The sequence below is a fragment of the Klebsiella sp. CN_Kp106 genome, assembly GCF_040064575.1.
GTDB classification, from domain to species: domain Bacteria; phylum Pseudomonadota; class Gammaproteobacteria; order Enterobacterales; family Enterobacteriaceae; genus Klebsiella; species Klebsiella michiganensis.
The window spans coordinates 61,053-82,397 of the sequence record NZ_JBEAIG010000050.1 but is presented as its reverse complement, the minus strand read 5'-3'; the positions used below and the strand labels follow the sequence as shown (position 1 = coordinate 82,397).

Sequence of the window (21,345 nt, the reverse complement as noted above, 5' to 3'; positions counted from 1 at the left end):
TATAGCTATCCGAAAATGGCTGATAAGCACAAAAGGGCAATAGTGACGTCTGCGTGGCCGCCTGGGTCGTACGAATAGCAGGCATTACCATTCAATTAACAGGCTTAATCTTTCAGGTCTCCGCCGAGTGAACGTTCCCGGCAATACCCGCACGGCGAGGGCTGATAGCGTGTGAATATATGATACAATTTTACTGCTAAAAAACACATTGATTGGGGTTACGCGGCCGATGGCACAACTTTATTTCTACTATTCAGCAATGAATGCAGGCAAGTCCACCGCTCTGTTGCAGTCATCATACAATTACCAGGAGCGAGGGATGCGCACGGTGGTTTATACGGCAGAGATTGATGACCGCTTTGGTTCAGGGAAAGTGAGTTCAAGGATCGGTCTCTCATCGCCGGCGCGGTTGTATAATACCCAAACTGCGTTATTTGCCGACATTGCAGACGAACATAAGCGTCAACCCATCCACTGCGTATTAGTTGATGAGAGCCAGTTCTTAACCCGGGAGCAGGTGCGCGAGCTGTCCGAGGTGGTGGACCAGCTCGATATTCCCGTATTGTGCTATGGATTGCGGACAGATTTTCGCGGCGAACTTTTTACGGGCAGTCAATATTTGCTCGCCTGGTCCGATAAGCTGGTTGAATTAAAAACTATCTGTTTCTGCGGCCGTAAGGCGAGTATGGTTTTGCGCCTCGATCAGGAAGGCCGGCCCTACAATGAGGGGGAACAGGTGGTGATTGGCGGTAATGAGCGCTATGTATCCGTATGCCGTAAACATTATAAAGAGGCGCTGAGCGAAGGCTCACTGACCGCGGTGCAGAACAAACAGCGCAGAGGCTAATACCTACCCGCAAAATCCTCTCAGGCGCTTTTACAGCGCCTTTTTTCATTTACTAAGCCTTTGGCACATGATTATACGTTTCGGCTGTCTGAGGCGTTTTGTCGGCTGCTGAACGACAGAGACAAAAAAGCCCCATCAAAAGATGGGGCTCAGCGTTACTGACTTTACGGCTGTGGAATTAAGCGGATTTTTTCGCTTTCTTCTCAGCTTTAGCCGGCGCGGCTTCTTTTTTCTCTTCCACGCCGCCTTCAACGTAATTACGTCCGTAGAAGGTATCCAGCAGAATCTGCTTCAGCTCGGCGATCAGCGGGTAGCGCGGGTTAGCGCCGGTGCACTGGTCGTCAAATGCGTCTTCAGACAGCTTGTCAACATGGGCCAGGAAGTCGGCTTCCTGCACGCCAGCTTCGCGGATAGACTTAGGAATACCCAGCTCAGCTTTGATTTCGTCCAACCAGCCAAGCAGTTTTTCGATTTTCGCTGCGGTGCGGTCACCCGGTGCAGTCAGACCCAGATGGTCCGCGATTTCAGCGTAGCGACGACGTGCCTGCGGGCGGTCGTACTGGCTGAATGCTGTCTGTTTAGTCGGGTTGTCGTTCGCGTTATAGCGAATAACGTTGCTGATCAGCAGGGCGTTCGCCAGACCGTGAGGAATGTGGAACTGAGAGCCCAGCTTGTGCGCCATTGAGTGACATACCCCGAGGAAGGCGTTCGCAAACGCGATACCGGCGATGGTCGCAGCACTGTGCACACGCTCACGCGCTACCGGGTTCTTAGAACCTTCGTGGTAGGACGCTGGCAGGTTTTCTTTCAGCAGTTTCAGAGCCTGCAGCGCCTGGCCGTCAGAGAACTCGGAAGCCAGTACGGAAACGTAAGCTTCCAGGGCATGAGTCACCGCATCCAGACCACCGAAAGCACACAGTGACTTCGGCATTTCCATGACCAGGTTGGCATCAACAATCGCCATATCCGGAGTCAGGGCATAGTCTGCCAGCGGGTATTTCTGACCGGTTGCGTCATCAGTAACAACGGCGAACGGCGTAACTTCAGAACCGGTACCGGAAGTCGTGGTGATGGCGACCATCTTGGCTTTCACGCCCATTTTCGGGAACTTGTAGATACGTTTACGGATATCCATAAAGCGCAGCGCCAGTTCTTCGAAGTGGGTTTCCGGGTGCTCGTACATAACCCACATGATTTTCGCCGCATCCATCGGGGAACCGCCGCCCAGCGCGATAATCACGTCTGGTTTGAAGGAGTTCGCCAGCTCAGCGCCTTTACGGACGATGGTCAGCGTCGGGTCAGCTTCTACTTCAAAGAAAACTTCAGTTTCAACGCCAGCCGCTTTCAGCACAGAGGTGATCTGGTCAGCATAGCCGTTGTTGAACAGGAAGCGGTCGGTCACGATCAGCGCGCGTTTGTGACCATCAGTAATCACTTCATCCAGCGCGATTGGCAGTGAGCCACGACGGAAGTAGATAGATTTCGGAAGTTTGTGCCACAACATGTTTTCAGCTCGCTTAGCAACGGTTTTCTTGTTGATCAGGTGCTTAGGACCAACGTTTTCAGAGATGGAGTTACCACCCCATGAACCACAACCCAGAGTCAGGGAAGGTGCGAGTTTGAAGTTATACAGGTCACCGATACCACCCTGAGAAGCAGGGGTGTTGATCAGGATACGTGCGGTTTTCATCAGCTGACCGAAGTAAGCAACGCGTTCTGGCTGGTTGTCCTGGTCGGTATACAGGCAAGAGGTATGACCGATACCGCCCATTGCCACCAGTTTTTCAGCTTTATCAACCGCGTCTTCGAAGTTCTTCGCACGGTACATTGCCAGCGTCGGAGACAGTTTTTCGTGGGCAAATGGTTCGCTTTCATCAACGTCGGTGACTTCACCAATCAGAATTTTGGTGGAAACAGGGACGGTGAAGCCAGCCAGTTCAGCGATTTTATACGCCGGTTGACCTACGATCGCGGCGTTCAGGGCGCCGTTTTTCAGGATGATATTCTGAACAGCCTTCAGCTCCTGGCCCTGCAGCAGATAGCCGCCGTGGCTGGAGAAACGTTCGCGAACGGCATCGTATACGGAATCCACAACCACAACGGATTGCTCAGAAGCACAGATAACGCCGTTATCGAAGGTTTTAGACATCAGGACGGAAGCAACGGCACGCTTGATATCAGCCGTTTCATCGATAACAACAGGCGTGTTACCTGCGCCTACGCCGATGGCAGGTTTACCGGAGCTGTACGCCGCTTTAACCATGCCCGGACCGCCGGTCGCAAGGATCAGGTTGATATCCGGATGGTGCATCAGCGCATTTGACAGTTCAACGGAAGGCTGGTCAATCCAACCAATCAGATCTTTCGGCGCACCGGCTGCGATAGCTGCCTGCAGTACGATATCAGCCGCTTTGTTGGTCGCATCTTTAGCACGCGGATGCGGAGAGAAGATGATGGCGTTACGGGTCTTCAGGCTAATCAGAGATTTAAAGATAGCGGTTGAAGTTGGGTTAGTGGTCGGGACGATACCGCAGATAATACCAATCGGCTCAGCGATGGTGATGGTACCGAAGGTGTCATCTTCAGACAGGACACCGCAGGTCTTTTCATCTTTATAGGCGTTATAAATGTATTCGGAAGCAAAGTGGTTTTTGATCACTTTATCTTCGACGATGCCCATGCCGGATTCGGCAACGGCCATCTTGGCGAGAGGGATTCGAGCATCTGCAGCGGCCAGAGCGGCGGCGCGGAAGATTTTGTCTACTTGTTCTTGAGTGAAACTGGCATATTCACGCTGGGCTTTTTTTACGCGCTCGACGAGTGCGTTAAGTTCAGCGACATTAGTAACAGCCATAATGCTCTCCTGATAATGTTAAACTTTTTTAGTGAATCAGTAGCTCGATTCGACAGTATAGACAGTGTGTTAACGGCTTGCATTTAAATGTTAACGTAAAGAATTTTGTGCTTCTGACTTCACCGATTGACTAAAAAAGCTTTTGTTTTTTCTTTCAGGTACCGCTGCTTTGCCTCCTCTTCTGTGTGTAAACAAGGTTACTCACTTCTGAGTACAATTTATGTGATCTAAATCAATAATCAGCCAAGCTGATACCTTTCAGCAGTTCATTTTTTGACCTGTTTGATCAAGTGTAATGATACGGTATGCTAATTAAAGACTTAAATAGCATTGCAGAAACAAATAACTAACATCCGAGCTTAAATTATGCACTTATGCGTCAACAGGGATGAATTATGCTTTCAAACAGCGTATCTTCTCGCGGATATTTTATGCTGGTAACTGTCAACAGCCATTTTTAATGATGCTGCGGAGCACCCTGTGATTCAATCATTGTTTGATTTTTCAGCCTACTTTAAATTTTTCATTGGGCTATTTGCGCTGGTAAACCCGGTTGGCATTATCCCGGTTTTTATCAGTATGACCAGCTACCAGACGGCGGCGGTGCGTAATAAAACCAATCTGACAGCCAACCTGTCGGTCGCCATCATCTTGCTCACGTCGCTGTTTTTAGGCGATGCGATCCTCCAGATCTTCGGTATTTCCATTGACTCCTTCCGTATTGCGGGTGGGATTCTGGTGGTCACCATCGCCATGTCGATGATCAGCGGCAAGCTCGGCGAGGATAAACAGAACAAGCAAGAAAAATCAGAAACGGCCATTCGTGAAAGTATCGGCGTCGTGCCGCTGGCGCTGCCCCTGATGGCGGGACCCGGGGCCATCAGTTCAACCATTGTCTGGGGCACGCGTTACCATAGCATCGCCCATTTTGTGGGATTTTCAGTTGCGATTGCGCTTTTCGCGCTGTGCTGCTGGGGCATTTTCCGTATGGCCCCCTGGCTGGTTCGCCTGCTTGGACAAACCGGCATTAACGTGATTACCCGTATTATGGGGCTGTTGCTGATGGCTCTCGGCATCGAGTTCATCGTTACCGGAATAAAGGCGCTCTTTCCTGGCCTTGTGAATTAACCTGTGTTGCCGCGCGGAACAACGTGTTCCGCGTTTGCGCATTATCAGCAAAACATATCAAAAAAAGTGATTTATCGACCTGCAATACTATTTTCTAATGTTTTGATATTGTTATTTATTATCAATAAGTTATCCATTTCATTTGCCACGAGTGCGGCCTTTTACCCACATTAATCACTGTTATTTTCCTCACACCATTCTCTGGTGCTTGCCGTCTGATAATCGAAATGATATTAGTAATTTCACTCATGAAGCAGATGAATGTGCTAAATAATAAGCGATTGTTAATTTTTCGTACAAAAAAGCATCTATTCGGCGATGCAGGGCACATAGTGCGAGACATTTATACTAATTGATTGATAAATAGAATATTAATCATTTCTGGCATGCGCGAGGGGTGATAAATCTTCGCCGCCAGAAGGCCACAAAAGAGAATCCGGTAACATATTTGCAAATTGCATTGGCGGACAATAAAGCGTTTTGGTACTTTCCGGCGTGATCTTTAGCGGAATATGTACGCAAATGAGAATTTTTATTATATAGCCCATCGGGACTACATCGCCCCCGGACAGGGGGGCAAGAATCGACGTCAAGACTGCCGTTTGAGCGGTCGTAATAAATAAGTCGGTGATAGCAAGCAGTACTCTCTGACAGCAGCATAAACTCCTGCACTGTTCAGAATCCAGAAAAGAGAAAACAGGCTGGTTAAATAGCCAGTAATTATAATGATTGGAGTAACAAACACATGACCATCATCACGAAAAAAAGCCTGGTTGCCGCAGGAGTCCTCTCTGCGTTAATGACCATCAACGCCGCCGTTGCGGCAGATGTACCGGCAGGGGTACAGCTGGCGGACAAACAAACGCTGGTACGTAACAATGGCTCCGAAGTGCAGTCTCTCGATCCGCACAAAATTGAAGGCGTGCCGGAGTCCAATATTAACCGCGATTTGTTTGAAGGGCTGCTGGTGAGCGACCTGGACGGCCATCCGGTCGCGGGCGTTGCGGAAAAATGGGACAACAAAGATTTTAAAGTCTGGACCTTCCATCTGCGTAAAGATGCAAAGTGGTCCGACGGCACGCCGGTCACGGCACAAGATTTCGTTTATAGCTGGCAGCGTCTGGCGGATCCGAAAACCGCGTCTCCTTATGCAAGCTATCTGCAGTATGGCCATTTAGCCAACGTTGATGACATTATCGCCGGGAAAAAACCCGCGACCGATCTGGGCGTAAAAGCGCTGGACGATCATACCTTTGAAGTGACCCTCAGCGAGCCGGTGCCGTATTTCTACAAACTGCTCGTTCACCCATCCGTTTCACCCGTACCTAAATCCGCTATTGAGAAATTTGGTGACAAATGGACCCAGCCGGCCAATATCGTCAGCAATGGTGCGTATAAATTAAAAGATTGGGTTGTTAACGAACGCATTGTTCTGGAGCGTAATACCAACTACTGGGATAACGCCAAAACCGTGATTAATCAGGTCACCTTCCTGCCGATTTCTTCTGAAGTCACCGACGTCAACCGCTACCGCAGCGGCGAAATCGATATGACCTATAACAACATGCCGATCGAACTGTTCCAGAAACTGAAAAAAGAGATCCCGAAAGAAGTTCACGTCGATCCGTATCTGTGCACTTATTATTACGAAATCAATAACCAGAAAGCGCCGTTTACCGACGTTCGCGTGCGTACTGCGCTGAAGATGGCGCTGGATCGCGACATTATTGTCAATAAAGTGAAGAATCAGGGCGACCTGCCAGCCTACAGCTATACGCCGCCGTACACCGATGGCATGAAGCTGATTGAGCCTGAATGGTTCAAGTGGTCGCAGGAAAAACGTAATGAAGAAGCGAAAAAATTGCTGACCGAAGCTGGCTATAGCGCTGATAAGCCGCTTACTTTCAATCTGCTCTATAACACGTCCGATCTGCACAAAAAACTGGCTATCGCGGTGGCGTCTATCTGGAAGAAAAACCTCGGCGTAAACGTGAAGCTGGAAAATCAGGAATGGAAAACCTTCCTCGATAATCGCCATCAGGGCACCTTTGATGTTGCGCGCGCCGGCTGGTGTGCGGACTACAACGAACCGACCTCCTTCCTTAATACGATGCTGAGCGACAGCTCAAACAATACCTCGCATTATAAGAGCCCGGCTTTCGACAAGATTATCGCTGAAACGCTGAAAACCAGCGATGACGCGAAACGCGCGGACCTTTACGCGCAATCTGAGCAGCAGCTGGATAAAGACTCCGTCATCGTACCGGTCTTCTATTATGTCAACGCCCGTTTGGTTAAACCGTGGGTCGGTGGCTATACCGGCAAAGATCCGCTGGATAATACGTATACAAGAAATATGTACATTGTGAAGCACTAATGGCAATACGTGAGGTAGGCGTTACCGCTTGCCTCACGGTGTCTTATTTCATCGCACTATTGAAGGCACACGCCAGAAGGTACGGGCAATGTTAAAATTTATCTTACGTCGCTGTCTGGAAGCGATTCCGACGCTATTTATTCTTATTACTATCTCTTTCTTCATGATGCGTCTTGCGCCGGGAAGCCCCTTTACCGGTGAACGCACGCTGCCGCCAGAAGTCATGGCGAATATTGAAGCAAAATACCATTTAAATGACCCCATCATGACCCAGTACTTCAATTATCTGAAGCAGCTGGCGCACGGTGATTTCGGTCCTTCCTTTAAATATAAAGATTACTCGGTCAACGATCTGGTGGCGTCCAGCTTCCCGGTGTCCGCCAAATTAGGCTTCGCCGCGTTTTTTCTCGCGGTGGTGCTTGGCGTGAGTGCCGGGGTGATTGCGGCATTGAAGCAAAATACGAAATGGGACTTTGCCGTAATGGGGGTGGCAATGACCGGGGTTGTGATACCGAGTTTCGTGGTCGCGCCCTTACTGGTCATGATATTTGCCATTACGCTGCACTGGCTGCCGGGCGGCGGATGGAACGGCGGGGCGCTGCAATATATGATTTTGCCTATGGTGGCTCTGTCCCTGGCCTATATCGCCAGTATCGCGCGTATTACCCGCGGCTCGATGATCGAAGTGCTGCACTCTAACTTCATTCGCACCGCCCGGGCAAAAGGCTTACCGATGCGCCGCATTATTCTGCGTCACGCGTTAAAGCCCGCGCTGCTGCCGGTGCTCTCCTATATGGGACCCGCGTTTGTCGGCATTATTACCGGCTCGATGGTCATTGAAACCATTTATGGCCTGCCGGGAATTGGTCAACTGTTCGTCAACGGCGCGCTGAACCGCGACTACTCGTTGGTACTCAGCCTGACCATTCTGGTTGGCGCATTGACCATTCTTTTTAATGCGATTGTTGACGTGCTGTATGCCGTTATCGATCCGAAGATCCGTTACTAACGCTGGGGTTCGCCATGATGTTAAGTAAGAAAAACAACGAGGCGCTGGAAAACTTCAGTGAAAAGCTGGAAGTCGAGGGGCGCAGCCTCTGGCAGGATGCCCGCCGCCGCTTTATGCATAACCGTGCCGCGGTTGCCAGCCTGATTGTGCTGGTGATCATTGCGCTCTTTGTCACCATCGCGCCGATGGTATCGCAGTTTTCCTATTACGATACCGACTGGGGCATGATGTCCAGCGCCCCGGATATGGAGTCCGGACACTACTTTGGGACCGACTCTTCGGGTCGCGACCTGCTGGTGCGGGTGGCGATCGGCGGACGTATCTCGCTGATGGTCGGCGTGGCTGCAGCGCTGGTGGCGGTGATTCTGGGGACGCTTTACGGGTCGCTTTCCGGCTATCTGGGCGGCAAGGTGGATTCAGTGATGATGCGCCTGCTGGAAATCCTCAACTCCTTTCCGTTTATGTTCTTCGTCATCCTGCTGGTGACCTTCTTTGGCCAGAATATCCTGCTGATTTTTGTTGCCATTGGGATGGTCTCCTGGCTGGATATGGCGCGTATCGTTCGCGGTCAGACCCTAAGCCTGAAGCGAAAAGAGTTTATTGAAGCCGCGCAGGTTGGCGGCGTTTCAACCGGCAATATCGTTATCCGCCATATCGTGCCTAACGTGCTTGGCGTGGTCGTGGTGTACGCCTCCCTGCTGGTCCCGAGCATGATTCTGTTTGAATCCTTCTTAAGCTTCCTCGGCCTGGGTACCCAGGAGCCGTTAAGTAGCTGGGGCGCGCTGCTCAGCGATGGCGCGAACTCAATGGAAGTATCGCCGTGGCTGCTGCTGTTTCCTGCCGGTTTTCTGGTGGTAACGCTGTTTTGTTTTAACTTTATCGGCGATGGCCTGCGTGATGCCCTCGACCCGAAAGACCGCTAAGGAGCGCCGACATGAGTACGATGGAAACGGCGAAAGCGCCGCAGGCAGCACAACAATCCGGATTGCTTCTGGATGTGAAAGATCTCCGCGTCACCTTTGCGACTCCCGATGGTGATGTGACTGCGGTCAACGATCTCAATTTTAATCTACGGGCGGGGGAAACCTTAGGCATCGTAGGCGAGTCCGGTTCCGGTAAGTCGCAAACCGCTTTTGCGCTGATGGGCCTGCTGGCCGCCAACGGCCGTATTGGGGGGTCAGCGACCTTTAACGGGAAGCAGATCCTTAACCTCCCGGAGCGCGAGCTGAATAAGCTGCGCGCCGAGCAGATCTCAATGATTTTTCAGGATCCGATGACGTCGCTTAATCCGTATATGCGGGTAGGCGAACAGCTGATGGAAGTCCTGATGCTGCATAAAGCGCTGAGCAAAGCCGAAGCCTTTGAAGAGTCGGTGAAAATGCTGGATGCGGTCAAAATGCCCGAGGCGCGCAAACGGATGAAAATGTATCCGCACGAGTTTTCCGGCGGGATGCGCCAGCGCGTCATGATTGCGATGGCGCTGCTGTGCCGGCCTAAGCTGCTGATTGCCGATGAGCCGACAACGGCGCTGGACGTAACCGTGCAGGCGCAAATAATGACATTGCTTAATGAGCTCAAGCGCGAGTTCAATACGGCGATCATTATGATTACCCACGATCTCGGCGTCGTCGCCGGGATCTGCGATAAGGTGCTGGTGATGTACGCCGGACGCACGATGGAATATGGTCAGGCGCGCGACGTCTTCTACCATCCCTCTCATCCTTATTCTATTGGCCTGCTCAATGCGGTCCCGCGCCTGGACGCAGAAGGCGACGCCCTGTTAACGATTCCGGGCAACCCGCCGAATCTGCTGCGTCTGCCGAAAGGCTGTCCATTCCAGCCGCGTTGCCCGCACGCGATGGAGATTTGCAACAGCGCTCCGCCTCTGGAGGCGTTTGCGCCGGGCCGCCTGCGCGCCTGCTTTCAACCGGTGGGGGATTTGCTATGAACGCCGTAACGGAACAAAGAAAAGTCCTGCTCGAAATCGCCGATCTGAAAGTACACTTTGATATTAAAGACGGCAAACAGTGGTTCTGGCAGCCGTCGAAAACGCTGAAAGCGGTAGATGGCGTAACGCTGCGTCTGTATGAAGGGGAAACGCTGGGCGTGGTCGGGGAGTCCGGATGCGGAAAATCGACCTTCGCGCGCGCCATCATCGGTCTGGTGAAGGCCACCGATGGTAAAGTCGCCTGGTTAGGTAGAGATTTGCTGGGGATGAAGGCCGACGAGTGGCGCGACGTGCGCAGCGATATTCAGATGATCTTTCAGGATCCGCTGGCGTCGCTAAATCCGCGCATGACTATCGGGGAAATCATCGCCGAGCCGCTGCGCACCTATCATCCCAAAATGCCGCGTCAGGAAGTTCGCGATCGCGTTAAGGCGATGATGATGAAAGTGGGGCTGCTGCCGAACCTGATTAACCGCTATCCGCATGAATTCTCCGGCGGCCAGTGCCAGCGTATCGGTATTGCCCGTGCGCTAATTCTTGAACCGAAGCTCATTATCTGCGATGAGCCGGTGTCAGCGCTGGACGTGTCGATTCAGGCGCAGGTAGTGAATCTGCTGCAGCAGCTGCAGCGGGAAATGGGACTGTCGCTGATTTTTATCGCCCACGATCTGGCGGTCGTGAAGCATATCTCCGATCGCGTGCTGGTAATGTATCTTGGCCATGCCGTGGAGCTCGGCACCTATGATGAGGTGTATCATAATCCGCTGCATCCCTATACCAAAGCGCTGATGTCGGCGGTGCCGGTTCCGGACCCTGATAAGGAAAAGAATAAAACGATCCAGCTTCTGGAGGGGGAATTGCCATCGCCGATTAACCCGCCGTCGGGATGCGTATTCCGCACCAGATGCCCGATTGCCGGGCCGGAGTGCGCTAAGACGCGACCGGTGCTGGAGGGCAGTTTCCGCCATGCGGTTTCCTGCCTGAAGGTGGACCCGTTATAATCTCAGGGGCTGACGTTAGTCAGCCCTTTTTTTAGCGAGGTTAACGTGGCTTTTCATATTCATGCCGCTCGTCTGCGGCTGTATCATTTACTCTTCGATCAAAACCGACGATCCGGTCGGCATTTCGAGGGACTTTGCGGCGTATTTGCCCTGCTTAGCGTGCTGGTGATATTTATCGAGTCCGGGCTCGGAACGCAATATCATCTGACCTTAGACGAATGGCATATTTTCGTCTGGCTCGAACTTGTCGTGACGGCGGTTTTTACCTTTGAGTATTTTCTGCGCATTATCAGCTGGCCGAATCCGCTAAAGTATATTTTCAGCTTCTGGGGCATTATTGACCTGGCCACCATTTTACCGCTTTACGTTATGTGGCTGTGGCCCGAGATCAGTATTGAGTACGTGTTTGCCTGGCGGGCCATGCGCGCTATCCGCGCGTTGCGTATCCTTAAGCTGCTGCGCTTTATGCCGTCGTTGAATATTTTCTGGGCCGCTATCGTCAGCGCTCGCCACCAGCTGATCCTGTTCTATTCTTTTATTGCCATCGTCATGGTGATCTTTGGCTCCCTGATGTATCTGGTTGAGGGGCCGCGATACGGTTTTACTACGCTGAACGCGTCGGTTTACTGGGCGATAGTGACGATAACCACGGTAGGGTATGGCGATATTACGCCGCATACGCCGCTGGGACGAATTTTGGCCTCCATTCTTATCTTAATTGGCTACTCGATTATTGCGATCCCCACCGGCTTAATTACCAGCCATATGACCACCGCATTTCAGAGTCGCCGGACTCAGCGCCAGTGTCCGCATTGCCAGCATAACGTTCATGAAAAAGACGCTCGCTACTGCAACGCCTGCGGCAGCGAACTGCCTGAATAACTAAAAAGCCTGCCCTGGTTAACTCAGGCAGGCTTCTTCTTTTATATATAAGCTATTTGCTTAAGAAAGAGCTTATTCGCGCCACAGGATATGACAGAGCTTGTGGTCTTTTTCACGACACAGCAGCACACGCGCAAAAATATCGTTAATTTCGCCGCCATCTTCATCGGCCAGACCAATGACCACTTCAGCGAAGAAGTCAGGGTTGAGGTCAAAATCGACGTGCTCTTCCCAGTCAGGCGCCGGATCGAAGAGCTCGGCGCCGCCGCGTTCTTCAAACTGCAGGTTGAACAGAATGACATCCGCCGGATCGAGGTTGTCGACGGCCAGTTCGAGGAAAATGTCGTAAGCCTGTTCAAGCGTTTCGTCTTCGGTCAGGCGATTGTTTAAATCCATATCCATGATTGCTACCCATTAAACATCTGATTGGCACGTTTTACAGCAACGGACTGAAGAAGTAAAACAGTCGCTCGGCGATCCGCTGCCACAGCGGACGTTTTAACCACAGCCTGGCGTCCAGCAGGCGCGAGCGGGAGATGTAATCGTCCTGCACCGCGGCCAGATCGCTGCCAAATCCGGCATCGTCAATCACCAGCGTAATCTCGAAGTTGAGCCACAGGCTGCGCATATCGAGGTTAACGGTGCCCACAAGGCTAAGTTCGCCGTCAACCAGCACGCTCTTAGTATGCAGCAGACCGCCTTCAAACTGATAAATCTTCACCCCGGCAGCCAGCAGCTCGGTAAAGAAGGCGCGACTGGCCCAGCCCACCAGCAGCGAATCGTTTTTGCGCGGCAGGATGATGCTGACATCGACGCCGCGCTGGGCGGCGGTACAGATGGCATGCAAAAGGTCGTCGCTGGGCACAAAGTAGGGGGTCGTCATGATCAAATGCTCTTTGGCCGCGTAGGCGGCAGTTAGCAGAGCCTGATGGATCAAATCTTCCGGAAAACCCGGACCCGAGGCGATAGTGTGAATTGTGTGCCCGCTGGCCTCTTCGAACGGCATAATATTCGCGTCCGGCGGCGGCGGTAAAATACGTTTGCCGGTTTCAATCTCCCAGTCGCAGGAGTAGACAATGCCCATCGCTGTCGCTACCGGACCTTCCATTCGCGCCATCAGATCGATCCACTGGCCAACGCCGGAGTCCTGCTTAAAGAAACGCGGGTCGACCAGATTCATACTGCCGGTATAGGCAATATAGTTATCGATCATGACCATTTTACGATGCTGACGCAGGTCCATACGGCGCAGAAAAACGCGCATCAGGTTGACCTTCAGGGCTTCGACGACTTCAATGCCGGCATTACGCATCATGGCGGCCCAGGGACTACGGAAAAACGCCACGCTCCCGGCGGAGTCGAGCATCAGCCGGCAGTGTACGCCGCGCCTTGCCGCCGCCATCAATGATTCGGCGACCTGATCGGCCATGCCGCCGGGCTGCCAGATATAGAACACCATCTCAATATTGTGACGAGCGAGCTGGATATCGCGGATGAGCGCCTGCATGACGTCATCGGATTCGGTGAGCAGCTGGAGCTGATTGCCTTTGACGCCGCCAATGCCCTGCCGACGTTCGCAGAGCTTGAACAAGGATTCCGCGACCGGACTATTCTCCTCGGCAAAGATATGCTTGCAGGCTTTGAGGTCCTTTAACCACTTGGCCGTTGAGGGCCACATGGCCCGCGCGCGTTCGGCGCGGCGTTTACCCAGATGCAGTTCGCCAAAAGAGAGATAGGCGATAATGCCCACCAGGGGAAGAATATAAATGACAAGCAGCCATGCCATCGCTGACGGGACCGCGCGCCTTTTCATTAATATCCGTAATGTTACACCGGCGATAAGTAGCCAGTAACCGAGTATAACCAGCCAGTTCACCACCGTGTAAAAGGTTGTCATAGATGAAAAATCCTTTTGAATGACTTGATGACATGAGTTTACGCATCATCATCCATCTGGCAAATAAAAACGCAGCGAAAGCGTTGGTTAGCCAGATTCATCGGTCTATAATGCAGGCTGTTTTTACTTGTAGAGTAGTTGCAATGAAGCGTAGTAGAACGGAAGTAGGGCGCTGGCGCATGCTTCGGCAGGTGAGTCGCCGTAAAGCACGCTGGCTGGAAGGCCAGTCGCGTCGTAATATGCGCATCCTCTCCATCAGAAAGGAGCTGGTTAAACGGCAACGTCACTCTCTGCTGTTCACCTTCTCTGAATGTTGAGAGTCGAAACAAAAGGCACCGCTCGCGGTGCCTCTGTTTTATCAGCGTTTCGTTCTTAGCATATATTCTTAGACTGTCATCTCTCTTTCTTCTGCCGGCGAAACCCGGTTTCTCACAGGCTCCTGCGTTATTGTTTGCATCAGCAGCGGCGGGCAGGAAGTCGCATCGCGCCATACCTCATAAGACTGGCCCAACGCGTATAAACGCAAAAAACGGGAAGTGCCATGCATCAGCACGTGCTACTTATAATGTCCGTAAGGCTTCTATTATTGAGAGGTATCTATGAGTCAACTTTTTAGTCCGGTGCGAATCGGTAAGCTGGAACTTGAGAACCGTATTGTCATTGCGCCAATGTGCCAGTACTCCGCCGACAATGGCAAGGCGACGGCATGGCATCGTATCCATCTTGGTCAACTGGCTTTTTCCGGTGCGGGCTTACTGATTATCGAAGCCAGCGCTGTAGAGCCCGCCGGACGCATTACCCCGGCTGATCTGGGCTTATGGAATGACGAAACGGAAGCCGCATTACGCACCGTGCTGAACGATATCCGCCAGTACGCTTCAATCCCCATCGGTATCCAGCTGGGCCATGCCGGACGAAAAGCCTCTTCCGCAGCCCCCTGGCTGGGGGGACACCAGCTGGCGCATGATTCTGGCGGATGGGACACGGTTGCGCCATCAGCGCTGGCCTATGGTGAAGGTGAACGTCCTCCGGTTGAGCTTACTCAGGACCACATGAAACGCATCAAGCAGTCATTCGTAGACAGCGCCAGACGCGCTGAGCGGATGGGTATTGAATTGATTGAACTGCATGCCGCGCATGGTTACCTGTTGCACCAGTTCCTTTCACCGCTCAGTAACCAGCGTACCGACGAATACGGCGGCTCGCTGGAGAACCGTTTGCGTTTTCCGCTCGAGATATTCCGGGCCATCCGTGAGGCCGTCAGTCAGGACATCGCGGTGGGCGTCCGACTTTCAGCAACAGACTGGGTGGATGGCGGCTGGGATAACGCACAATCGATTATCTTCAGCCAGCAGCTTGAGGCGCTTGGCTGCGACTATATTCATGTTTCCAGCGGCGGGCTGTCGCCTCATCAGGCGATTCAGGTGGGGCCCGGCTATCAGCTGCCGTTCGCGCGTGAAATCCGCGAGAAGGTGAATATCCCGGTGATCGGTGTGGGTCTGGTGACGGAAGCGCAGCAGGCGGAAGAGGCGCTACAAAATGGCGACGCCGACCTCATCGCCATTGCCCGCGCCGTGCTCTACAATCCGCACTGGCCATGGCATGCCGCGGCAGCGCTGGGCGCTCAGGTGAGCGTTCCGCCGCAGTATCTTCGCTCAGAGCCGCATGGTCTTAAGGGAACGCTGAAGTCCAACAGGTAATTAACCATAGAAAGTCGGCGGTGCTGATGCACTGTCGGCAAACGGCTATCATCAGGGCGCGTCCTAAAGAGAACGGAATGCAGAACCGGGGAAGTGGAGAGACATAAGGATGGCGACCATTCCGTACTCGCGTACTTAGAAACGTCCTCTAATGAACGATCGCCATAGATTAAATTTTTAACGCGTTCTTATTGCTTAAGCATTTTATAGGCTAAAAAACCTTTTTATACGGTTTCACCGAGACTTTCTGATAAACCCCTGCGGCGATATAGGGATCGTCATTGGCCCATGATTGCGCCGCTTCCAGCGATTCAAATTCCGCAATGACCGTTGAGCCGGTGAAGCCCGCCGCGCCGGGTTCATTACTGTCTACGGCAGGCATTGGGCCGGCGGTCAGTAAACGACCTTCATCATGTAATAATTGCAAACGCGCCAGATGGGCGGGACGTACCGATGTCCGTTTTTCCAGAGAGTCGGCGATATCTTCAGCGTAGATAACGTAAAGCACGGCATGGCTCCTTATCAATAAATTGGCGAATCACGTTAAGTGAAACCGTCGTTGACTGCAATGCAAAGATGATCACGATCCCCAGAATGCCACGTCCCGGGGGCTTTTTGTCAGAAAACAGGGCAAATTTTGATACAAGCCAACAACCCTAGTTGAATATGATTGCTATTTGCATTTAAAATCGGGGCATCATTTTTCAACAGAAACGACTATGAGCGCAATGACCTTTGATTTACCTCGCCGCTTTCCGTGGCCTACGCTACTGTCTGTGGTTATCCACGGCAGTGTTATCGCGGGGTTGCTCTATACTTCGGTACATCAGGTTATTGAACGGCCGGCACCCTCACAGCCCATTGAAATCACTATGGTGGCCCCGGCAGATCTGGAACCGCCTCAGGCGGCTCAGCCGGTCGTTGAGCCCGTTGTTGAACCTGAGCCAGAACCGGAACCGGAAGTGATGCCTGAACCGCCAAAAGAGGCGCCGGTTGTTATCCATAAACCAAAGCCAAAACCGAAGCCAAAGCCTAAACCGAAGCCGGAAAAAAAGGTCGAACAACCGAAGCGTGATGTAAAACCGGCGGAAACGCGCCCGGCCTCGCCGTTTGAAAATACAAATACGGCGCCGGCGCGCACCGCGCCGAGCACCTCAACCGCGACCGCTAAACCCACCGTGACGGCGCCTTCCGGGCCGCGGGCGCTAAGTCGCGGAGAGCCGAGCTATCCGGCTCGTGCCCAGGCGCTGCGCATTGAAGGAAGCGTACGGGTTAAGTTTGACGTCACGCCGGACGGGCGCGTGGACAACGTGCAGATCCTCTCCGCCCAGCCTGCCAATATGTTTGAGCGTGAAGTGAAAAACGCTTTACGTAAATGGCGCTATGAACCGGGTAAACCGGGAACCGGCATTACCATGACCATTCAGTTCCGTCTGAAAGGCGTACAAATTAGCTAACCCTCAAAAACAAGGCCCCTTAAGGGGCCTTATCCATGAACACCTCATCAAGCGCTTTCTGCGCCGTCACCAGATGCTGTCCGCCAAACAGAATCGCCCGATTCAGCAGCGTATAGAGCTGGTAGATGGGCTGCCGCTCGAGAAAGCCGGACGGCAGCGGCGATACGGACTGATAGCCGTCATAGATTTGCGGCGGCTGTTCCGGATGCAGCGGGAGCATCGCCAAATCGCATTCGCGATCGCCCCAGTAGCAGGCAGGGTCGAAAATATAGGGCCCGTTTGGCCCGAGCGCGCAGTTACCGGACCATAAGTCACCGTGAAGCAGCGACGGCTGCGGCTGATGACTGCTCAGCCGTTGCTGAACAATATCAACAAGATGATCGATATCACCAAAATGTAGGCCTTTCTCGGCGGCGAGTTCCAGCTGCCAGCCGATGCGCTGTTCGGCAAAGAAAGTTGACCAGCGACGCTGCCAGGCGTTCGGCTGGGGGGTGGTGGAGAGGTCGTTGTCAAAATCCAGACCAAACTGAGGTTGGTCGCTCCACTGATGTAAATGGGCAATTTGCTGGCCTAACAGGAAAGCGTTGTGCGCATCCAGCGGGCGAGGAGGGAGGTATTCCATCACCAGAAAGCTGTAATCTCGATCGCTGCCCACGGCAAAAACCTGCGGTACGTTCACCGTTTTACTGCGCGACAGTAGTTCAAGCTGGTCTGCCTCGGCCGTGAAGATGGGTAACAGCTCGCGTTCGTCGCATTTTACGAAGTAATCTCGCCCGCCATAGCGTAAATGCCAGGCAGCGTGTATCTCTCCACCGGGTAGTTCGTTTCGCAGTTCGATTTCAGCTGCTTCGGTATGCAAATCGCGTAACAAATTGCTGATAGCTTGCCACATGCCGTCTCTCCCCATGTTTTCCAACATTTCATAAGGTTAGCGCATAAACCCGGCGTAAAACTCGAACTGACGCACAACTGGACGTTTTCCGTTGCGTCAATCGCACTTATTGAGCTTTTAACCACTCGCTGAATGTGACCACGGTGACGTCGACGGGTCTTCCCAGCGCGGTTTCGGCTAAACCTGCGCTTAAGGCGTTGACTTCCTCGGCATTCTGCATAGAAAGCAGGCCGAAGGTGTTGGTGCCGAGCTCGTGGACGTTCCCTTCATCATCGTTTAAGACGAGGGTAAATCCGGCGCGGGTGAGGTGATTACTGAGTTCGTTAATTTCGGTTAACGTCTCTTCGTGAAAACGAACCGTGACGACCCAGGCAATAATTTCGCTACTCATTTTTCACCCCGTTGTTATCCATGGCATTTTTAGCATAGACCATCATGCTGATTTGGCGACTCCCTCTGTCTTCCCAGAGGGAGCGAAAGCGTTATCAACCGCGCAGATAGGTGTAGATTTTTTGCGTATTATCCAGCGAGCAAAGGCGGGTGCCCTGATTGATGGTTGCCGCACTACCCGCCGCAACGCCAAAGCGAACCATATCTTCAAGCGAGGCGTTTTCCGCCAGCCTTAAGGTCATTGCGCCGACCATACTGTCACCGGCGCCGACGGTGCTCTGGCTTTTCATCGGCGGCGGTACTACCTGAACGCTACCCTGGGCATCAACGCCGAGCGCACCCTGGGCGCCGAGGGAGACGACGACGCGCTGGACTTTGCCCGACCGAATGAGCTCCTGCGCCGCAAGACGCACATCATCCGGCTGGCTCAGATCCCGCTGTACCAGAGCGCTAAGCTCTTTCTGGTTCGGCTTAACCAGCTCGATATTGCCGACATCAAGCGCTGCGGCGAGCGCGTCACCGGAACTATCAACAATACAGCGCAATCCATGCTGCTGAGCGTTTTTGACCAGCTGCGTCAGGTTATCGACGCTGATGCCGGGCGGGAGACTTCCGCTAATCACCAGCAGGGAACCCGGGGCGATGGCGAGGACCTTTTCCTCAAGGAGCTGGAGCTCCTCCTTAGTTAACGCTGCGCCCGGCATCACGAAACGATATTGCTCGCCGCTGGCGTTCACATGCACGTGAAGATTCTGCCGCGTCCAGTCATGGGTCTCTACCGTATCGACGGGAACATGTTCATCCGTCAGCAGCGCCGTCAGGTGTTCGCCTGTCGCCCCGCCGACGGGAAAGATGGCTGTGGCGCTGCCGCCAAGAAAAGTGATGGCTCGCGCAACGTTAATTCCGCCGCCGCCGGGTTCAAACACGGGAGCGCTACAGCGCAGTTTGCCTTCCGGGTAAATTTGCGGGGTCTGGGTTGCGCTATCGAGCGAGGGGGCTAACGTGAGCGTATAGATTTTGGTCATCCAGTTTCCTCCATAATACGAATTTAGCTGCTCTGGTTTTAAGCATGGCACTTAAAGGAGGGAAGGGGAAGCGACGCGCCACTTATACAACGCAACCTCTTTTTATCTTTATGAAATAAAAATTGTTTTGAGAAGCGTCTTATACAAAAAATGAAAGAGTAATTGATTGCTAAGTTAATCGTGCTTTTTTATAATTTACTCCCTTTCTTAGGACCGGCTATCCGCGATCCTCGCGAAAGCTCCCGGGACCCTCCAGGTCTCCTTATAGGTTGTACGGACTTAAAATTAAATGAAGCTTTTGAAGACAGTACCCGCAGCGGCGTTGCTCGCGGGAGGGCTTTTTGCGTCTGCGTGCGCAATGGCCGATGATTCCGTTTTTACTGTCATGGATGACCCATCTTCTGCTAAAAAACCTTTCGAAGGTACTGTTAACGCCGGTTATCTGGCGCAGTCCGGCAATACGAAAAGTTCCTCAATGACCGCCGACTCCACGTTGACCTGGTATGGCAATACCACCGCATGGTCGCTGTGGGGGAATGCCAGCAATACGTCGTCAAACGATCAGCGCTCTTCGGAAAGGTACGCGGTGGGGGGACGTAGTCGTTACAACCTGACTGACCAGAACTATATATTTGGCCAGGCCAGCTGGCTGACGGATCGTTACAATGGTTATCAGCAGCGGGATGTGTTTACCGCAGGTTATGGTCGACAGATTATGAACGGACCGGTACACAGCCTACGTTTTGAATTTGGTCCTGGCGTACGCTACGACGAGTATACCGACGGCGATACTGATACTCAGCCGTTGGGCTATGCTTCCGGCACTTACGCCTGGCAGATGACCGATAACGCCAAATTTACGCAAGGTGTTTCGGTATTCGGCGCTGAAGATACGACGCTGAACTCCGAAAGCGCGCTGAACGTTGCCATCAATGCTCACTTTGCCCTCAAGGTCGCCTATAACCTGACGTGGAACTCTGAGCCGCCGTCATCGGCGCCGGAACACACCGATCGCCGTACCACGCTATCGCTGGGTTATAAAATGTAATATTTCAGGCCAGATATTCTGGCCTGATTGTTTTAAATTTGGCAATAAGTGACATTATTATTTTTGGTCTCTCGTTTTGTTTTTTATAAAAAGAAATCGTCTTCATAATTTCCCCACAATTGCTATTTTGCTGACAAATATGCAGTTAATTTGACACGAAAAGATAAATATTGGGTCGGACAAAAATGTGATCTGGATCTATACTGTTGCACACAGGCGGCGATAACGACGCCGTTCTATTTATCTGAAACAAATAAGAGAATGACTATCATGAGAAATAGCAAAATCGCACTCGCGGCCGTGATGCTGTGCACGCTGTCTTTTGGCGCATTTGCCGCCGCTCCCGCACCGCAGCCGGGTAATAACGAGCATAACCAAGTTGGCATCGCCAAAGCTACCGATGTCGAAGCAGGCTCCAACATAGCGCCGGGCTCACAGTCTACCGGGCAGTCTATGAATGATGCTTTTGATGTTCATAAACTTGTCGCCGGCGAATGGTCCTGATATTTCATTGTTCTTGAACATCATCCTTTAATTATTTCGTGAAGCAGCAAACCGGGTAATGCCGTACCGGTTTTGCTTTCCGCACTTTGTGTTAAACATGCATAATTGATGTGAAAGCATAAATATTCTTTATGCGTCATATCGTCCTGCCGCGCTCTTTTGCCGCACGGTTCCGCAGCAATTACGCTGGGTTTGTTGCGCCGCGACCTTTTTTTTCCATCAGCAATAACCATTTAGTCTCATGTGACTTTTATCACGCACTAATGATGTGTAAACTAACCGTCGGTGTTATCAACAGGCGGCTGCAGGTGGGTACGCGTCGGTGAACGAGCGTGCACATATTTTCGCAGAGTGAAGCGGGAACTGGGCCTGAACGTGTTGATAAT

General features: G+C 52.4%; 21 protein-coding genes. 13 read left to right on the top strand and 8 right to left on the bottom strand.

Annotation, left to right across the window (positions count from 1 at the left end; translation table 11 throughout):
• Positions 1 to 229: 229 nt before the first annotated feature.
• Positions 230 to 847, top strand: a complete 618-nt coding sequence (tdk, locus tag ABLU96_RS16110) for a thymidine kinase (protein ID WP_032720584.1) — start codon at positions 230 to 232, stop codon at positions 845 to 847.
• 178 nt (positions 848 to 1,025) lie between these two features.
• Here tdk and adhE read toward each other — a convergent pair whose 3' ends face one another.
• Positions 1,026 to 3,701, bottom strand: coding sequence for a bifunctional acetaldehyde-CoA/alcohol dehydrogenase (gene adhE / locus ABLU96_RS16105; RefSeq protein ID WP_004132197.1), 2,676 nt, complete (start codon positions 3,699 to 3,701; stop codon positions 1,026 to 1,028).
• Between the two features lie 480 nt (positions 3,702 to 4,181).
• On the opposite strand from adhE, the gene ABLU96_RS16100 reads away from it, so the two are divergent.
• From ABLU96_RS16100 to ABLU96_RS16070, 7 genes are all read left to right on the top strand, one after another.
• Positions 4,182 to 4,829, top strand: a complete 648-nt coding sequence (locus tag ABLU96_RS16100) for a YchE family NAAT transporter (RefSeq protein WP_004851832.1) — start codon at positions 4,182 to 4,184, stop codon at positions 4,827 to 4,829.
• Between the two features lie 745 nt (positions 4,830 to 5,574).
• Positions 5,575 to 7,206 carry an oligopeptide ABC transporter substrate-binding protein OppA gene (oppA, locus tag ABLU96_RS16095; protein ID WP_025108232.1) on the top strand — a complete coding sequence of 544 codons (1,632 nt, stop codon included), beginning with the start codon at positions 5,575 to 5,577 and terminating at the stop codon, positions 7,204 to 7,206.
• Positions 7,207 to 7,294: 88 nt separating this feature from the next.
• Positions 7,295 to 8,215, top strand: a complete 921-nt coding sequence (oppB, locus tag ABLU96_RS16090) for an oligopeptide ABC transporter permease OppB (RefSeq protein WP_004851825.1) — start codon at positions 7,295 to 7,297, stop codon at positions 8,213 to 8,215.
• Positions 8,216 to 8,229: 14 nt separating this feature from the next.
• A complete protein-coding gene (gene oppC / locus ABLU96_RS16085; RefSeq protein WP_004121697.1) occupies positions 8,230 to 9,138 on the top strand; it encodes an oligopeptide ABC transporter permease OppC in 909 nt (302 codons plus the stop codon).
• Positions 9,139 to 9,149: 11 nt separating this feature from the next.
• On the top strand, positions 9,150 to 10,163 hold the full coding sequence (locus ABLU96_RS16080; protein ID WP_064392477.1) for an ABC transporter ATP-binding protein: 1,014 nt from the start codon (positions 9,150 to 9,152) through the stop codon (positions 10,161 to 10,163).
• Complete coding sequence (oppF, locus tag ABLU96_RS16075; protein ID WP_004851821.1) at positions 10,160 to 11,164, top strand: murein tripeptide/oligopeptide ABC transporter ATP-binding protein OppF; 1,005 nt, start codon at positions 10,160 to 10,162, stop codon at positions 11,162 to 11,164. Before ABLU96_RS16080 ends, oppF begins: the two co-directional genes overlap by 4 nt.
• A gap of 45 nt (positions 11,165 to 11,209) precedes the next feature.
• Entirely contained in the window at positions 11,210 to 12,046 is an 837-nt protein-coding gene (locus tag ABLU96_RS16070) for an ion transporter (RefSeq protein ID WP_004851820.1), read from the top strand.
• A 72-nt stretch (positions 12,047 to 12,118) separates the two neighbouring features.
• Here ABLU96_RS16070 and ABLU96_RS16065 read toward each other — a convergent pair whose 3' ends face one another.
• Together ABLU96_RS16065 and cls are read right to left on the bottom strand one after the other, a co-directional pair.
• Positions 12,119 to 12,448, bottom strand: a complete 330-nt coding sequence (locus ABLU96_RS16065) for an HI1450 family dsDNA-mimic protein (RefSeq protein WP_004103097.1) — start codon at positions 12,446 to 12,448, stop codon at positions 12,119 to 12,121.
• A gap of 34 nt (positions 12,449 to 12,482) precedes the next feature.
• Positions 12,483 to 13,943: a cardiolipin synthase gene (cls, locus tag ABLU96_RS16060; RefSeq protein ID WP_009653730.1), complete on the bottom strand. Its 1,461-nt coding sequence runs from the start codon at positions 13,941 to 13,943 to the stop codon at positions 12,483 to 12,485.
• A gap of 143 nt (positions 13,944 to 14,086) precedes the next feature.
• On the opposite strand from cls, the gene ABLU96_RS16055 reads away from it, so the two are divergent.
• Positions 14,087 to 14,260 carry a YciY family protein gene (locus tag ABLU96_RS16055; protein WP_004851815.1) on the top strand — a complete coding sequence of 58 codons (174 nt, stop codon included), beginning with the start codon at positions 14,087 to 14,089 and terminating at the stop codon, positions 14,258 to 14,260.
• A 282-nt stretch (positions 14,261 to 14,542) separates the two neighbouring features.
• Positions 14,543 to 15,643: an NADH:flavin oxidoreductase/NADH oxidase gene (locus tag ABLU96_RS16050; protein WP_025108230.1), complete on the top strand. Its 1,101-nt coding sequence runs from the start codon at positions 14,543 to 14,545 to the stop codon at positions 15,641 to 15,643.
• Between the two features lie 211 nt (positions 15,644 to 15,854).
• Here ABLU96_RS16050 and ABLU96_RS16045 read toward each other — a convergent pair whose 3' ends face one another.
• Positions 15,855 to 16,151, bottom strand: a complete 297-nt coding sequence (locus ABLU96_RS16045; RefSeq protein ID WP_004103089.1) for a YciI family protein — start codon at positions 16,149 to 16,151, stop codon at positions 15,855 to 15,857.
• 211 nt (positions 16,152 to 16,362) lie between these two features.
• Here ABLU96_RS16045 and tonB point away from each other — a divergent pair, with 211 nt between their 5' ends.
• Entirely contained in the window at positions 16,363 to 17,100 is a 738-nt protein-coding gene (gene tonB, locus ABLU96_RS16040) for a TonB system transport protein TonB (RefSeq protein ID WP_064358135.1), read from the top strand.
• Between the two features lie 19 nt (positions 17,101 to 17,119).
• Here tonB and ABLU96_RS16035 read toward each other — a convergent pair whose 3' ends face one another.
• From ABLU96_RS16035 to pfkB, 3 genes are all read right to left on the bottom strand, one after another.
• A complete protein-coding gene (locus ABLU96_RS16035; protein WP_004851808.1) occupies positions 17,120 to 17,992 on the bottom strand; it encodes a fructosamine kinase family protein in 873 nt (290 codons plus the stop codon).
• Between the two features lie 106 nt (positions 17,993 to 18,098).
• Positions 18,099 to 18,383, bottom strand: coding sequence for a type V toxin-antitoxin system endoribonuclease antitoxin GhoS (gene ghoS, locus ABLU96_RS16030; RefSeq protein ID WP_009653733.1), 285 nt, complete (start codon positions 18,381 to 18,383; stop codon positions 18,099 to 18,101).
• A 94-nt stretch (positions 18,384 to 18,477) separates the two neighbouring features.
• Positions 18,478 to 19,407 (bottom strand): 6-phosphofructokinase II, encoded by a 930-nt coding sequence (gene pfkB / locus ABLU96_RS16025; RefSeq protein WP_025108227.1) that lies wholly within the window; start codon positions 19,405 to 19,407, stop codon positions 18,478 to 18,480.
• Positions 19,408 to 19,696: 289 nt separating this feature from the next.
• Here pfkB and ABLU96_RS16020 point away from each other — a divergent pair, with 289 nt between their 5' ends.
• Both ABLU96_RS16020 and ABLU96_RS16015 read left to right on the top strand, forming a co-directional pair.
• Positions 19,697 to 20,455: a YdiY family protein gene (locus tag ABLU96_RS16020; RefSeq protein WP_004851801.1), complete on the top strand. Its 759-nt coding sequence runs from the start codon at positions 19,697 to 19,699 to the stop codon at positions 20,453 to 20,455.
• Positions 20,456 to 20,725: 270 nt separating this feature from the next.
• Positions 20,726 to 20,959: a hypothetical protein gene (locus tag ABLU96_RS16015; protein WP_049082818.1), complete on the top strand. Its 234-nt coding sequence runs from the start codon at positions 20,726 to 20,728 to the stop codon at positions 20,957 to 20,959.
• Positions 20,960 to 20,979: 20 nt separating this feature from the next.
• Here the strand turns inward: ABLU96_RS16015 and ABLU96_RS16010 are convergent, their stop codons facing one another.
• Positions 20,980 to 21,192, bottom strand: a complete 213-nt coding sequence (locus ABLU96_RS16010) for a hypothetical protein (RefSeq protein ID WP_071881738.1) — start codon at positions 21,190 to 21,192, stop codon at positions 20,980 to 20,982.
• Positions 21,193 to 21,345: the final 153 nt, after the last annotated feature.